Consider the following 14764-nt stretch of genomic DNA (forward strand, 5'->3'; position numbering starts at 1 on the left):
CCGATCTCCCCATCGGCTGAACAGTGCGGCGAGTATAGGCACGCCCGGGCCGCGCTCCGCCAGTGCGGGCCGGCTCAGTAGAGCGCGCCGCGCCGTACTTTCAAGCGGATGCGGTCGAGCGCCTGCGGCGCGCGCAGCGGGTCCGCATCGAGGACGATAAAGTTCGCCTCGAAGCCTTCGGCGATGCGGCCGATCCGTCGCTGCGGGAACAGCAGCGACGGCGTGTACTCCACCGCGGCGCGCCACAGCCGCGCCGGCGGCATCAGCTTCAGCGCGGACAGGTACTCGATCTCCGCGCGCACGGTCGCGTCGAAGCGGTCGCTGCCCAACGCCAGCGGCACGCCGGCGGCGAGCAGGCGGCGCAGGTTGTCGCGCTGCAGCGCGCGCACGCGTTCGAGTTTGCCGGCATCATCGCCGGCGACCAGCTGCGCGGCGCCGGCGGTGGCGATCAGCGCGATTCCGCGCCGCGCGGCCAGGGCGATGGAGGCATCGTCGAGGCGGTAATCGGCTTCGCCGCGGCCTTCCCAGATCTGATAGCCCGGCAGATGCCCGATCATGTCCACGCCGGCCTCGACCGCGACGCGGAAATCGGCGGCCGACTCGACGTGCGCGACCACGCGCAGGCCGTCGGCATGGGCGCGCTCGACCAGCGGCGCCAGCAACTCCGGACGCAGGCCGTTCATGCCGAAGTAGCGCGCGTCGCCGCGGCGCTCGGGTCGCTCGCTGTGGACCAGCACGGCCTTGATCAGGTCCGGCCGCGCCGCGCGCACCCGCGGCCACTTGCGCTCGATGTCGTCGCGCGAGTCCATCACCAGGTAGTCGTGGTCGTGCACGTCTTCGACCGGGCGCAGGCTGCCGTCAGGATCGCGCCGCGCCATCGCCAGCGGATGGCCGTCGGAACTGGAAATGCAGGCGCTGGCGTAAAGCACGTCCAGCGGCGCGTCCGCGCCGAGCGCCTGCTTCGCCTCGGCGGTGCCGCCCGGATCGCCGCACAGCATCGCCGCGTACTGCACGCCGCCTTCGACATAGCGCTCGCGGAAGCGGCGCGCGCCCCAGGCGTTCTGCAGATCGTGGTTGTGGCCCTCGGCCAGCGGCGGGGTGGCGTAGCCGCCGTCGAGATCGACCACCCGGTCCACCCGCGCCGGCCGCGTGCGGGTCAGCGCGCCGTCGACCGAGTACCAAGTGCCGGCGCGAAAGCCCTCGCCGTCGAACCAGCGGCCGTCGCGGAACTCGATGGTGCGCGCGGGCCCGTCCGCCGGCGGCGTGGCGCGAGGATCGGCGGCCGCGCCCATCGCGGCGAAGAGCGCGCCGACGACGAGCCAGCGCAGGCGGAACGAATGGACCACGGGGCTCTCCAACGAAAACGAGTCCGTTGGATGCGGCCGCGCCGCGAAGGGTTGCGCGGCTCAGCCGACCGCGCGCAGCTCGAACGCCGCCGCCGGCTGCAGCGCGGGCAGCAGCCAGTGATCGGCCAGCAGGAACGCAAACAGCGCCATCAGGTAGACGATGGAGTAGTTGAACACCTTCATCGCGTACAGCTCGTCCGGCGGGTCCATCAGTTTCCAGGCGTAGTACAGGAACATCGCCCCGAGCACCAACGCGCCACCGAGATAGAACAGCCCGCTCATGCCCGCCGCCCACGGCAGCACCGTCACCGCGACCAGCAACACGGTGTAGAACAGGATCTGCCAGCGGGTGTACTGCACGCCGTGGGTGACCGGCAGCATCGGCACCATCGCGCGGGCGTAGTCGGCACGGCGGAAGATCGCCAGCGCCCAGAAATGCGGCGGGGTCCAGACGAAGATGATCAGCACCAGCAGCAGCGCATGCGCCCAGTCCCACTCGCCCTGCATGCCGGTGACCGCGGCCCAGCCCAGCAGCGGCGGCGCCGCGCCGGCGATGCCGCCGATGACGATGTTCTGCGGCGTGGCGCGCTTGAGGTAGACGGTGTAGACCACCGCGTAGCCGATCAGCGAGGCGAAGGTCAGCAGCGCGGTGATCGCGTTGACCCACAGCACCAGGATCGCCATCGACGCCGCCGCCAGCGACAGCGCGAACACCAGCGCCTGGCGCGGCGTGACCTGCCCGGCGACGATCGGCCGCCACGAGGTGCGCGCCATCTTGGCGTCGATGCGCGAATCCAGCAGTTGGTTGATCGCCGCCGCCGACGAGGCGGCCAGCCAGATGCCGAGGAAGCCCAGCACCGACTCGCGCAGCGGCGGCCAGCCCGGCACCGCCATGAACATGCCGACGATGGCGGTGAACACGATCAGCGCGACCACGCGCGGCTTGGTCAGGTCCCAGTACTGCTTGGCGGTGGGTCGCGGCGCGGCGCTCATCACGGCTCCGGCGTGCGCAGGCGCGCGAGCAGCGAGACCAGGGCGAACAGCAGCAGCGCGGCGCCGCCGTTGTGCGCCACCGCGACCGCCAGCGGCAGGCCGAGTTTGACGTTGGCGATGCCCAGGCCGACCTGCAGCAGCAACAGCGCGCCCAGCAGCGTCGCCCAGCCGCGCAGGCCCGGCGTGCGCAGCAGCGCGACCGTCAGCGCCGCGAGGTAGACGAACACCACGCCGGCCATGATCCGGTGGGCGAGCTGGATCGCGATGCGCGCCTCGCCGTCGAGGATGCCGCCTTCGTAGTCCACGCCGATGCCGCGCCACAGCACGAAGGCCTCGCCGAAGTCGTGGCGCGGCCACCACTGGCCGACGCAGGTCGGGAAGTCGTTGCCGCAGGCCAGCGCCGCGTAGTTCGCGCTGGTCCAACCGCCGAGCGCGATCTGCACGCCGAGCACGGCGATGCCCAGCGCGATCCAGCCGCGCAGGCGCGGCGCGTCGGCCAGGCGGATCGGCTGGTTGGTCGCGCGCCACGCGATCCAGACCAGCAGCGAGAACGTCAGCAATCCGCCGAGCAGGTGCGCCATCACCACGATGGGCTTCAGCAGCCAGGTCACCGTCCACATGCCGAGCAGGGCCTGGAAGATGATCACCGCCAGGGTGATCGCCGAGACCCGCGACAGGTCGGTGTTGCTCCAGCGCGCGGCCGCGGCGATCAGGATCGCTTCGCCGACGATCGCCAGCGCCGACGCGGCGACGTGCTGGCCCTTCATGTACAGCGGAATGGCGATGGCGACCAGCAGCGAGGCCAGCGCGATCTGCGCCATGCCCTTGCTGCGCCGGCGCGCCGACACCAGCGCCAGGGTCAGCACCAGCACGCCGAGCAGGCCGGCGATCATGCGGTGGAACTGCTCGCGCCAGGCCTTGTGCACCTCGACCGGGCGGATCTGGGTGGCGACGTGATCGACCGCGTCGTCGGCGTGCGAGGGCCACGCGGCGCGGCCGTAGCAGGTCGGCCAGTCGGGGCAGCTCAGGCCGGCGTTGGACAAGCGCACGAACGCGCCGAACACGATCACGCACAGGGCCAGCGCCACCGCCAGCCAGGCGATGCGGTGGAAATTCTTGTACAGGCCGGAACTGCTCAGGCCGGTGAGGCTGGATACGCTCATTGCTTTGGCTTGGTCTCGCTTGCGGCGGCGTGCGCGGGACGGCGGCGCCGGGCGCCCGCCGCGGGCCGCGCCGGCCCGTCGTCACATCAGTTTCAGCAGCCGGCTCAGGTCGGTGCGCAGCCCGCCGGGTTGGAAGCCGGGAGCGTAGCGCAGAATCACGAAGCCGTTCGGGTCGACCACATAGACCGGGGTCCCGGCCGGGTCGTCCAGCCGCGGCAGGCGTTCGCGCAGTTGCGGCGCGGGGCCGAGCACGCGCAACGACGCCGGACGCGCGGCGCCGGCCGGCGGCTCGCCGAGCCACAGCAGGTCGACCTGGTCGGCGTCCTTGCCGAACAGCTGCCAGACCGTGTCCAGCTCGTGCGACAACGCGACGCACTCCTGCGCGCAATCCGGCTTGGGCGCGATCAGGATGCGCCAGACCCGGGCGCCCGGGTTCCACGGATAGGGCTTGCCGTCGATCAGGCTCGGCGCCAGCTCGCGCAGGTCCGGCTTGGGTTCGAGCAGCTCGCCGTGCTGGCGGTTGATCGCCGGGTGGCGGTCGGTGAAGCGCATGACCCCGGCCACCAGCATCGGCACGAAGAAGAACGCGGCGATCAGCAGCAAGGTCAGGCGGTTGCGGTTGCGCTGGGCGTCGGAGACGCGCGCGGCGGGCTCGTTCGCGGGAGGCAGGGGTTCGGTCATCGGTCGGTTCCGCGGCGCGGACGCCGGAAAGTCAGGATCAACGCAGTGGCCAACACCGCCGCGGCGAGTGCGAACCATTGCAGGGAATAGCCGCGGTGCTTGTCCGGCGGCAAGGTGTTGCTGAGCAGCTCCAGGTCGCGCTCGTAACCCAGCGTCAGGTCCGGGTCCAGGCGCAGCACGCGCGGCGCCAGCGGCGCCGACAGGCCGGTCGCGGCGGCGATCGCGCGGGTGTCCACGCGGGTCAGCAGCCAGCCTTCGCCCTCGCGGCCGAGGCCGGGGCCGAGCGCGATGCCGACCGACGGCGGCGCGCTGAGCAGGCCGCGCAGGGCCAGTTCGCCGTCCGGGCGCGGCACCACCGGCAGCTTGCGCTCACCGCCCAGCGGCAGCCAGCCCAGGTCGACCAGCAGCGGCAGGCCGGCGCGCGGCACGAAGATCCGGTAGACGCGCACGCCGGCGCGGCCGCCGCGCTGCTGGTTGTCGAGCAGCAGCGGCCCGCGTTCGTCGAAACGGCCCAGGCCCGCGGCCCAGTCGTAGTCGCGCGCGCGGTGCGGATCGTCGGCGACCGACAGCGGCTGCGGCACGCGCTCGCCGAGCACGCGCGCGGCGGCGTCGAGCATGGCCTGCTTCTCCACCGCGCGCCGCGCCTGCCACAGGCCGAGGTTGGCGAACAGCGCGATCGCCGCAAGCGCCAGCGTCCAACCCAGCAACAGGTTGCCGCGGCGGCTCACCCCAAGCTCCCGGCGTGCTGCGATAATCCCGCTTTCGCACCCACGCGCGCGCCGCACGAGGCTTCGATGAGCCAAGAACTGAAAGTCCTGCTGGTGGTGGCGTTCCTGGCGGTCATCCTGTGGAACCTGGGAGCGGGCCTCTACTACATGCTGGTGGACAAGGGTCAGAGCAAACGCACGGTCAACGCCCTGACCCGCCGCATCGTGCTGTCCGTCGCACTGATCCTGATCGTGGCGGTGTCGATCTGGATGGGCTGGATCACGCCGCACGGCGTGGGCTCGAATCCGGGCTGATCCGGCCGGGCGCCGCGGCCGGCGTCCTGGAAACCGCTATTGTCGCCCGTTCGGGGCGCCGCCGCGATGCGGCGGCCGGTCGCTGCGTGCCCGGCCCCCTGCTGCAAGGCCCGGCGAAGCTGTTGTGGGAGGGCCTTCAGGCCCGAAGCTCTTGTTTCAGTTCGCCGCGACTTGGGCGGAAAGCCTCGGGCCTGAAGGCCCTCCCACAAGAGCGGGCCGAAACCGCCCGAGCCCTGCAAAACGAAAGGCCGGCCACCGGGCCGGCCTTTCGCTGCGATGGCGTCGCCCGCGCTTACAGCACGTAGACGAACAGGAACAGGCCCAGCCACACCACGTCGACGAAGTGCCAGTACCAGGCCACCGCTTCGAACGCGAAGTGGTTGTCCTTGTCGAAGTGGCCCTTCAGGCAGCGGAACCAGATCACCGCGAGCATGATCGTGCCCAGGGTCACGTGCGCGCCGTGGAAGCCGGTGAGCATGAAGAAGGTCGAGCCGTAGATGCCCGAGCCCAGGGTCAGGTTCAGTTCCTTGTAGGCGTGGATGTATTCCTCGGCCTGGAAGAACAGGAACACGCAGCCCAGCAGCACGGTCGCGCCGAGCCAGAACAGCAGCGACTTGCGGTGGCCGCTCTTGAGCGCGTGGTGCGCGGCGGTGACGGTGCTGCCGGAGGTCAGCAGGATCAGGGTGTTGAGCAGCGGCAGGCCCCAGGCCGGGATGGTCTGGAAGTGGCCGCCGACGCCGGCCGGGCCCGAGCTCGGCCAGGCCGCGCTGAATTCCGGCCACAACAGGCTGTTGGTCATCACGCCGTCGCCTTCGCCGCCCAGCCACGGCAGCGCGAGCTGGCGGGCGTAGAACAGCGCGCCGAAGAACGCGGCGAAGAACATCACCTCGGAGAAGATGAACCAGATCATCCCCATCCGGAACGAGACGTCGACCTGCTTGTTGTAGTTGCCGCGCACCGACTCCTTGACCACGTCGCCGAACCAGCCGAACAGCACCGCGATCATCATCGCCACGCCGACGAAGAAGGTGGGCTTGCCCCAGCTGACTTCGTTGAGCCAGCTGGCCACGCCGATCATCAGGGTGAACAGCCCGATCGAACCGAGGAACGGCCAGCGGCTGCTATGCGGGACGTAGTAGATGTTGGCGTCTGGCGAGTGCGCTTGGCCCATGGCGGCATTCCGTAGTCAGGTGGTGCGAAGCCAACTCAAGGCGCGGCCAGCGGCGAGGACGGGGTCTTGGAGACCGCGCCTTGCTGCAGCCGTGCGGTGAGCACGTCGTTCTTGAAGAAAGTGTAGGACAGGGTGAGCGTCTCGACGCCTTCCGGGAGGTTCGGATCGACGATGAAGCGCACCGGCATCTCGCGCGACTCGCCGGCCTGCAGCGTTTGCGCGGTGAAGCAGAAGCATTCGGTCTTGTTGAAATAGCCCGACGCGCGCGCCGGCGCCACCGACGGCGAGGCGCTGCCGACGATGGCCGCATCGCTGGTGTTGCGCGCGTAGTAGGTGGTTTCGTACTGCTCGCCCGGGCGCACCTTCATGCTGATCACGTGCGGGCGGAATTCCCACGGCAGCTTGGAATTGACGCTGCCGTCGAACTGCACGGTGACGATGCGGTCGCCGACCGCGCGGCCGCCGACGTCGGCTTCGGCGACGCCGCGCTCCAGGCGGATGCCGAACACCTTCTCGCAGGCGATGCGGTACAGCGGCACCAGGGCGAAGGTGAAGGCGAACGCGCCCAGGGCCACGCCGACCATGAGCTTGACCATCTTCGGCGAGGCCTGCCGGCGGGTCTCGGCGAGGTCCTGCGGCGGCGACTCGCGCGGGTCGCGGGCGGCGCTCACTGGCCGGCTCCGAACACGCCGCTGAGGATGAACAACACGTACACCGCGACCGCGGCCGCGCCGAACCACAACGCGGTCCGCCGCGCAGCCGCGCGGCGCTGGGCGAGGTCCTGCGGTTCCTGGATCGGGGTCATGTTCGGCCTCCCGTCGGTGCCGGCGCGGCGATCGTCAGACCGCCGCGCCGGATGCCGCGATCAATGAGTGATGTCGCCGTGGGCCAGGTCGCCGTCGCGGATCACCGGCGGAGTACCGAAGGTGTGGTGCGGGGCCGGGCTCGGCACCGTCCACTCCAGGCCGCGGGCGCCTTCCCAGGCGCGCGCTTCGGCCTTGGCGCCGGACTTCTTCGACAGCAGCAGGATGCCGGCCATCATGAACGGCGTCAGGAACATGCCGAACGCGCCGATCGAGCTGATCAGGTTCCAGTCCGCGAACACCACGTTGTAGTCCGGGATGCGGCGCGGCATGCCGGCCAGGCCCAGGAAGTGCTGCGGGAAGAACAGCAGGTTGACGAAGATCATCGTCCACCAGAAGTGGAACTTGGCCAGGCCCTCGCTGTACATGCGGCCGGTCCACTTCGGCCACCAGAAGTAGACCGCGGCGATGATCGAGAACAGCGCGCCGGTGACCAGCACGTAGTGGAAGTGGGCGACCACGAAGTAGGTGTCGTGGTACTGGAAGTCGGCCGGGACGATCGCCAGCATCAGGCCCGAGAAGCCGCCGATGGTGAACAGGATGACGAAGGCCACCGCCCACAGCATCGGCGCTTCGAAGGTCATCGAGCCGCGCCACATCGTGGTGACCCAGTTGAACACCTTCACGCCGGTCGGCACCGCGATCAGCATCGTCGCGAACATGAAGTAGATCTCGCCACCGAGCGGCATGCCGACGGTGAACATGTGGTGCGCCCACACGATGAACGAGAGGAAGGCGATCGAGGCGGTCGCGTACACCATGGCCTGGTAGCCGAACAGCGGCTTGCGGGCGAAGGTCGGGATGATCTCCGAGACCACGCCGAACGCCGGCAGGATCATGATGTAGACCTCGGGGTGCCCGAAGAACCAGAAGATGTGCTGGAACATCACCGGGTCGCCGCCGCCGGCCGCGTTGAAGAACGAGGTGGCGAAGAACTTGTCGGTCAGCAGCATCGTCACCGCGCCAGCCAGCACCGGCATCACCGCGATCAGCAAGAACGCGGTGATCAGCCAGGTCCAGCAGAAGATCGGCATCTTCAGCAGGTCCACGCCCGGGGCGCGCATGTTGAGGATGGTGGCGATGACGTTGATCGCGCCCATGATCGAGCTGATGCCCATCATGTGGATCGCGAAGATCGCGAAGGCGACGTTGGAGCCGCCCTGCAGCGACAGCGGCGGGTACAGGGTCCAGCCGCCGGCCGGCGCGCCGCCCGGCAGGAACAGGGTCATCAGCAGCAGGCTGAAGGCGAACGGCAGGATCCAGAACGACCAGTTGTTCATGCGCGGCAGCGCCATGTCCGGCGCGCCGATCTGCAGCGGGATCATCCAGTTGGCCAGGCCGACGAAGGCCGGCATCACGCCGCCGAAGATCATCACCAGCGCGTGCATGGTGGTCATCTGGTTGAAGAACTCGGGCTTGACGAACTGCAGGCCCGGTTCGGCCAGCTCCGCTCGGATCACCACCGACATGGCGGCGCCGATGATGAACATCACGAAGCTGAAGATCAGATACAGCGTGCCGATGTCCTTGTGGTTGGTCGAGAAGAACCAACGCTCGATGAAGCCCTGCTGGTGGGCGTGATCATCGTGATGATCGTGGTGATCGGCGACGGGGTGCGTGGCTGCCATGACCTACCTCTGAGAAATGCGGACGATCAACCGGCGGTCGCGGCGCCCTTCGGGGCGGCGGCCGGGGCATCGGAACTGGCAGTGCCGGCAGGCTGGGCCTGGGCGGCGGCGGGAGCGGCGGGAGCGGGAGCGGCCGCGGGCGCTGCGGCCGGAGCCGGCGCCGGGGCGTTCTTGGCCTTCTGCTCGGCCAGCCACTGCTGGTACTCGGCCTTGGGCACCGCGCGCACGACGATCGGCATGAAGCCGTGGTCCTTGCCGCACAGCTCGGCGCACTGGCCGCGGTAGATGCCCGGCTCCTTGATGTCGGTCCAGGCCTCGTTGACGATGCCCGGGATCGCGTCCTGCTTCCAGCCCAGCGCCGGGACCCACCAGGCGTGGATGACGTCGTCGGCGGTGATCACGAAGCGGATCTTGGTGTCGGTCGGCAGCACCAGCACGTTGTCGACGTCGAGCAGGTAGTGCTCGTGGTCGGCGGCGGTGACGTGCTTGCCGCTCTGGCGCAGCTGGTCGCTCTTGCGGTCCAGGCGGCTGGTGATGGCCACGCCCTCGCCGAGGTACTCGTACTTCCACAGCCACTGGATGCCGGTGATCTTCACCGTCATCGCCGAGTCGCGGGTGTCGTACATGTTGATCAGCTTGCTGGTGGCCGGGAACGCCATCAGCACCAGCAGCGCCACCGGCACGACCGTCCAGACGATCTCCAGCTTGGTGCTGTGGACGAAGTCCTTGTCGGGCACGGCGCCCTTGGACTTGCGGAACTTGAACATGGCCACGGCCATCGCGCCGAAGACCAGGATGCCGATCACCACGCAGATCCACAGCGCCAGCATGTGCGCGGAGTGGGCGTTCATCGACTGGGCGGTGACGCCCTTGCCCATATTCAATTGCCACGGCTTGGGATCGGCCGCCTGCGCGAACGCGAGGACCGGCAACGCCATTGCGGCGACGCCCGCTGCCCACTGCTTGAAACGACCGGCTTTCATCAGTTCGAGCCCCGAATAAATCAGTGTGGTGATCTAACGCGCGCTCCGCGGGCTGCCCCCGTCCCCGGCACCGGCGGCGCCCTGGAAGGGGCGCGCGGACCATGCGGGCACTGCGAGGTGGCTGGCGAGCCCTGCCGGGCCCATCACGCCGGATCGGCGCTACGGATAACCGAGAAATGGTAGCGGCGGCCCCGCCCTGCGGCAACCCGCCACTTGCCGCGTGCGCCGCGCCGCGAAAATCGCGCAGAGCCAGCGCCGGCGCGGGTTTGCATCGCGCAGGAGCGGCCGGGAGCGCGGCGCGGGCCTGCGTCGCAAACGTGACCGATGCAAGTTAGCGCATCGATTGCGGGTTGCACAGGCAAGTCCGCGGCGCCGCCGCAGGCCTTGCCGGAACGGCCGGTTCGCCTGTCCGCGCGAGCGCTCCGGGCCCGCGCGGGGGCCGGCCGCCCTACCCCGGCGGATGGTGTACGAGGCCTGCGATCCAGCCGAAAAAGGGCAGATTGCGGTCGAGAGAAAGCTCTAAAATGGCGGACTTCCCACCCCTGTCCCGGGTCCGATGTCCACCAACGCTCCCTCCGCCGTCGCCAGCGACGGCCCGCCGCCGCGCCCCGGCGCCCAGCCGCTGTCGGCGATGATCAGCCCCGAACTGCCGGCGCCGCCGGCCGGCCCGCGCGCCGCGCTCACCGAAGGCTGGGTCCGCGACGAAGCGCAGCACGTGCGCGGCCTGCTCGAGCTGGCGCGCCTGCCCGAGGCCGACCGCGCCGCCGCCCAGGCCACCGCCGCCGACCTGGTCCGCCGGGTCCGCGCCCGCGCCCAGGACCAAGGCGCGATCGAAGCCTTCATGCGCCAGTACGATCTCGGCAGCGAGGAAGGCGTGCTGCTGATGTGCGTGGCCGAGGCGCTGCTGCGCATTCCGGACCAGGAGACCGCGGACAAGCTGATCCGCGACAAATTGGGCGAGGCCGACTGGAAGCGCCACCTGGGCCAGTCCGATTCGGTGCTGGTCAACGCCTCGACCTGGGGCCTGATGCTGACCGGCACCCTGGTCGACCTCGCCGACGACACCAAGCGCGACGTCCACAACGCCTTCAAGCGCCTGATCGGCCGCGTCGGCGAGCCGGTGATCCGGCTGGCGGTGCGCCAGGCCATGCGCATCATGGGCCACCAGTTCGTCATGGGCCGCAGCATCGGCGAGGCGCTGGCGCGCTCGAAGAAGGGCGACAACGGCAACTACCGCTACTCGTTCGACATGCTCGGCGAAGGCGCGCTGACCACCAAGGACGCGCTGCGCTACCTGCAGGCCTACCGCGACGCGATCCACGCCATAGGCAAGAGCGGCAATTTTAAAAATGCCGACGTGTTCGCCACCCCGTCGATCTCGGTCAAGCTCTCCGCGCTGCACCCGCGCTACGAGCACGCCAAGCGCGAGCGCGTGTTCGCCGAGCTGACCCCGCGCGTGCTGGAACTGGCCCAGCTGGCCAAGGGCTACGGCATCGGCTTCACCATCGACGCCGAGGAAGCCGACCGCCTGGAGCTGTCGCTGGACGTGATCGCCGCGGCTTACAGCGACGCCTCGCTGGACGGCTGGGAAGGCTACGGCCTTGCGATCCAGGCGTACCAGAAGCGCGCGCCCGAGGCGATCGCCTTCATCGCCGACCTCGCCCGCCGGGTCGGCCGCCGCATCCCGGTGCGCCTGGTCAAGGGCGCGTACTGGGACAGCGAGGTCAAGCGCGCCCAGGTCGACGGCCAGCTCGGCTATCCGGTGTTCACCCGCAAGCCGAACACCGACGTGTCGTACCTGGCCAACGCGCGGCGCATGTTGGAGGCCTCGGATGCGATCTATCCGATGTTCGCCACCCACAACGCCCAGACCATCGCCACCATCCACCAGCGCGCCAAGGCGATGGGCCGCGAAAAGCACTTCGAGTTCCAGAAGCTGCACGGCATGGGCGACGACCTCTACGCCGAAGTGATCCCGGCCGACCGCTTGAACGCGCCGTGCCGCGTGTACGCGCCGGTCGGCTCGCACGAAGACCTGCTGCCGTACCTGGTGCGGCGCCTGCTCGAGAACGGCGCCAACTCCAGCTTCGTCAACCGCATCACCGACGAGGACATCGCCATCGACGACCTGATCCAGGATCCGGTCGAAACGGTGTCCGGCTTCGCCAGCATCCCGCATCCGCGCATTCCGCTTCCGGCCGATCTCTACCGCAGCTTCGGCTACGACAGGACCAATTCCATGGGCGTCAACCTCGCCAACGATCAGCAACTGCAGTCCCTCGCCGCCGACGTCAACGCCGCCGCCCGTACCGACTGGCGCGCCGCGCCGCTGGTGCCGGGCGCGTCGGTCGGCGGCGCCGACATCGCCGTGACCAACCCGGCCGACCGCCGCGAGATCGTCGGCCAGTGGAAGCCCGCCGACAGCGCCGCGGTCGAGCAAGCGCTGAAGAACGCGGTCGCCGCGCAGGAAGGCTGGGACGCGACTCCGGCCGCGAGCCGCGCCGCGATCCTCGAACACGCCGCCAACCTGCTCGAAGAGCGCATGCCGCAATACATCGCGCTGTGCACCAAGGAAGCCGGCAAGACCATCCCCGACGGCGTCGCCGAAGTGCGCGAAGCGGTCGACTTCCTGCGCTACTACGGCGCCCAGGCGCGCAAGCTGTTCGCGCCCGAAGCGCTGCCGGGCCCGACCGGCGAATCCAACACCCTGCACCTGTCCGGCCGCGGCGTGTTCGTCTGCATCAGCCCGTGGAACTTCCCGCTGGCGATCTTCCTCGGCCAGATCTCCGCCGCCCTGGCCGCCGGCAACAGCGTCATCGCCAAGCCGGCCGAGCAGACCAACCTGATCGGCTACTACGCGGTCAAGCTGCTGCACGAAGCCGGCGTTCCCGAAGCGGTGCTGCAGTTCCTGCCCGGCGACGGCGCCACCGTCGGCGCCGCGCTGACCCGCGATCCGCGCGTCGCCGGCGTCGCCTTCACCGGTTCGACCGACACCGCGCGCGCGATCAACCGCGCGCTGGCCGCGCGCGACGCCGCCATCGGCGTGCTGATCGCCGAGACCGGCGGCCAGAACGCGCTGATCGCCGACTCGTCCTCGCTGCCCGAACAACTGGTCAAGGACGCGATCGGCTCGGCCTTCACCTCGGCCGGCCAGCGCTGCTCGGCCGCGCGCGTGCTGTTCGTGCAGGACGACATCGCCGACAAGGTCACCCACATGCTCGCCGGCGCGATGGCCGAGCTGAAGGTCGGCGACCCCGGCCTGCTATCGACCGACGTCGGCCCGGTGATCGACGAGGACGCGCTGAAGATGCTGCGCGAGCACGCCGCGCGCATGGACGGCGAAGCGACCAAGATCGCCGAAGTCGCGCTCGACGCCGACGCCGCGAACGGCAGCTTCTTCGCCCCGCGCGCCTACGCGCTGAAGTCGCTCGGCCAGCTGCACAAGGAAGTGTTCGGCCCGGTGCTGCACGTGATCCGCTGGAAGGCCGACCAGCTCGACGCGGTGATCGACGCGATCAACGCCACCGGCTACGGCCTGACCCTGGGCATCCACTCGCGCATCGACGAGACCATCGAGCGCATCAGCACCCGGGTCAAGGTCGGCAACTGCTATGTCAACCGCAACCAGATCGGCGCAGTGGTCGGCGTGCAGCCCTTCGGCGGCCAGAACCTGTCCGGCACCGGTCCCAAGGCCGGCGGCCCGCACTACCTGCCGCGCTTCACTACCGAGAAGACCGTCACCGTCAACACCACCGCGGCCGGCGGCAACGCTTCGTTGCTGACGCTGGGCGACTGATCGGGCGATGCGACGAAGGCGCGGCCGCCGCGGCGGCCGCGCCTTTTGTTTGCGCGCAGTTCGGCCGCGTCGGAGCGGAAAGCGTCGGGCCTGAAGGCCCTCCCACGACAGCGGTCGCCGCAAGGCCCGGGCTGTTGTGGGAGGGCCTTCAGGCCCGATGCTTTTGTATCGGCCGAATCGCACCCTCACCGCAAACCCTCGACCGCAGTCGCAACATGCCCCGGGCTCCCGCGCAGTACGCTGGCGCCTGCCGCCTCTTCGGACGATCGCCGATGCTCCGCCCCTTCTCGCTCGCCATCGCCCTGTGCGCGCTCAGCGCCTGCGCCTCGCTGGCGCCGCTGCCGGTCAAGCCCGGCGATCCCTCGGCCTGCGCCGAACGCCGCCAGGACCGGGTGCTGTTCGGCATGAACAGTCCCGACGGCCCGGTCGGCGAAGCGCAGTGGCAGTCGTTCCTGGCCGAAGTCGTCACCCCGCGCTTCCCCGCCGGGCTCACCGTCTACCAGGCCAAGGGCCAGTGGCGCGGCGACAGCGGACAGGTCGAGCAGGAAGATTCGCGCGCGATCGACGTGATCCATGCGGACACCGCCGAGGAACGCAAGCGCGTGGTCGAGATCGCCGACGAGTACAAGCGACGGTTCAAGCAGGAGGCGGTGCTGATCGTGAGTTCGCCGGTGCGGGCCTGCTTCGCGGTTACGGCGAAACCGCGTGGGCGGGTCGGTTAGTCCGTCGCCGGGAGCGGAAAGCGTCGGGCTTGAAGGCCCTCCCACGACAGCGCCCCGTCGCGGCTTACGCTGTTGTGGGAGGGCCTTCAGGCCCGATATTTTTTCTCGGACGAGGCCGAACCTCAGCGCTTGAATTCGGTCGGCCGCTCCAGCTGCCACACCGCATCGGCCAGGTCCTCGACCTTCGCCGCCAGCACCGCCTGCGCATCGGCGACGCCGCGGTTGTAGTAGTACGCGCCGAGTTCCTCGGAAATGAAGTCGAGCATGAACTCCGCATCGAAGCGCCCGATCGATTGCTTGAGCTCTTCGCTGAAGTAACGCTGCAACCGCGCGACCAACAGCGCCTTTTCCTCGGCGGCGAACCGGATCGTTTCCATTCGTTTACTGGTACCTTCG

The 14764-nt window shown here is 69.6% G+C and carries 14 protein-coding genes and 1 pseudogene; 4 read left to right on the plus strand and 11 right to left on the minus strand.

Annotated elements, in window-relative coordinates:
* Positions 1–74: 74 nt before the first annotated feature.
* The 5 genes from RDV84_RS05130 to RDV84_RS05150 all read right to left on the minus strand — a co-directional run bounded on the left by RDV84_RS05130 (position 75) and on the right by RDV84_RS05150 (position 4911).
* Entirely contained in the window at positions 75–1346 is a 1272-nt protein-coding gene (locus RDV84_RS05130; RefSeq protein WP_309152688.1) for an amidohydrolase family protein, read from the minus strand.
* Positions 1347–1406: 60 nt separating this feature from the next.
* Positions 1407–2339 carry a heme o synthase gene (locus RDV84_RS05135; protein ID WP_057945934.1) on the minus strand — a complete coding sequence of 311 codons (933 nt, stop codon included), beginning with the start codon at positions 2337–2339 and terminating at the stop codon, positions 1407–1409.
* Positions 2339–3502 (minus strand): COX15/CtaA family protein, encoded by a 1164-nt coding sequence (locus tag RDV84_RS05140; RefSeq protein ID WP_078999654.1) that lies wholly within the window; start codon positions 3500–3502, stop codon positions 2339–2341. The genes RDV84_RS05135 and RDV84_RS05140 overlap by 1 nt, the downstream gene beginning before the upstream one ends.
* Before the next feature lie 81 nt (positions 3503–3583).
* Positions 3584–4072 (minus strand): hypothetical protein, encoded by a 489-nt coding sequence (locus tag RDV84_RS05145; protein WP_309153690.1) that lies wholly within the window; start codon positions 4070–4072, stop codon positions 3584–3586.
* A gap of 107 nt (positions 4073–4179) precedes the next feature.
* Complete coding sequence (locus tag RDV84_RS05150) at positions 4180–4911, minus strand: SURF1 family protein (RefSeq protein ID WP_309152689.1); 732 nt, start codon at positions 4909–4911, stop codon at positions 4180–4182.
* Positions 4912–4977: 66 nt separating this feature from the next.
* Between RDV84_RS05150 and RDV84_RS05155 the strand changes: the two genes are divergently transcribed.
* Together RDV84_RS05155 and RDV84_RS25845 are read left to right on the plus strand one after the other, a co-directional pair.
* Positions 4978–5205, plus strand: a complete 228-nt coding sequence (locus RDV84_RS05155; RefSeq protein ID WP_057945931.1) for a twin transmembrane helix small protein — start codon at positions 4978–4980, stop codon at positions 5203–5205.
* Positions 5206–5329: 124 nt separating this feature from the next.
* Positions 5330–5413 (plus strand): annotated as a pseudogene (locus RDV84_RS25845) (DUF6053 domain-containing protein); the annotation flags it as partial.
* A gap of 84 nt (positions 5414–5497) precedes the next feature.
* On the opposite strand, the gene RDV84_RS05160 reads toward RDV84_RS25845, so the two are convergent.
* The 5 genes from RDV84_RS05160 to coxB form a co-directional block, all read right to left on the minus strand.
* The gene (locus tag RDV84_RS05160) at positions 5498–6376 is read right to left on the minus strand and encodes a cytochrome c oxidase subunit 3 (protein ID WP_057945930.1); all 879 of its coding nucleotides are present in this window, start codon (positions 6374–6376) and stop codon (positions 5498–5500) included.
* A 35-nt stretch (positions 6377–6411) separates the two neighbouring features.
* Positions 6412–6972, minus strand: a complete 561-nt coding sequence (locus RDV84_RS05165) for a cytochrome c oxidase assembly protein (protein WP_057949897.1) — start codon at positions 6970–6972, stop codon at positions 6412–6414.
* 71 nt (positions 6973–7043) lie between these two features.
* A complete protein-coding gene (locus tag RDV84_RS05170) occupies positions 7044–7181 on the minus strand; it encodes a hypothetical protein (protein WP_175429089.1) in 138 nt (45 codons plus the stop codon).
* Positions 7182–7241: 60 nt separating this feature from the next.
* Positions 7242–8867 (minus strand): cytochrome c oxidase subunit I, encoded by a 1626-nt coding sequence (gene ctaD / locus RDV84_RS05175; protein WP_057945929.1) that lies wholly within the window; start codon positions 8865–8867, stop codon positions 7242–7244.
* A 26-nt stretch (positions 8868–8893) separates the two neighbouring features.
* Positions 8894–9850: a cytochrome c oxidase subunit II gene (coxB, locus tag RDV84_RS05180; protein WP_078999652.1), complete on the minus strand. Its 957-nt coding sequence runs from the start codon at positions 9848–9850 to the stop codon at positions 8894–8896.
* A gap of 631 nt (positions 9851–10481) precedes the next feature.
* On the opposite strand from coxB, the gene putA reads away from it, so the two are divergent.
* On the plus strand, positions 10482–13646 hold the full coding sequence (putA, locus tag RDV84_RS05185; RefSeq protein WP_309153691.1) for a bifunctional proline dehydrogenase/L-glutamate gamma-semialdehyde dehydrogenase PutA: 3165 nt from the start codon (positions 10482–10484) through the stop codon (positions 13644–13646).
* Between the two features lie 272 nt (positions 13647–13918).
* Positions 13919–14368: a DUF3574 domain-containing protein gene (locus tag RDV84_RS05190; RefSeq protein WP_250448076.1), complete on the plus strand. Its 450-nt coding sequence runs from the start codon at positions 13919–13921 to the stop codon at positions 14366–14368.
* A 122-nt stretch (positions 14369–14490) separates the two neighbouring features.
* On the opposite strand, the gene RDV84_RS05195 is transcribed toward RDV84_RS05190, so the two are convergent.
* Positions 14491–14745, minus strand: coding sequence for a DUF2164 domain-containing protein (locus tag RDV84_RS05195; RefSeq protein ID WP_057945926.1), 255 nt, complete (start codon positions 14743–14745; stop codon positions 14491–14493).
* Positions 14746–14764: the final 19 nt, after the last annotated feature.

This window comes from Lysobacter yananisis (assembly GCF_031199375.1).
Lineage (GTDB): Bacteria > Pseudomonadota > Gammaproteobacteria > Xanthomonadales > Xanthomonadaceae > Lysobacter > Lysobacter yananisis.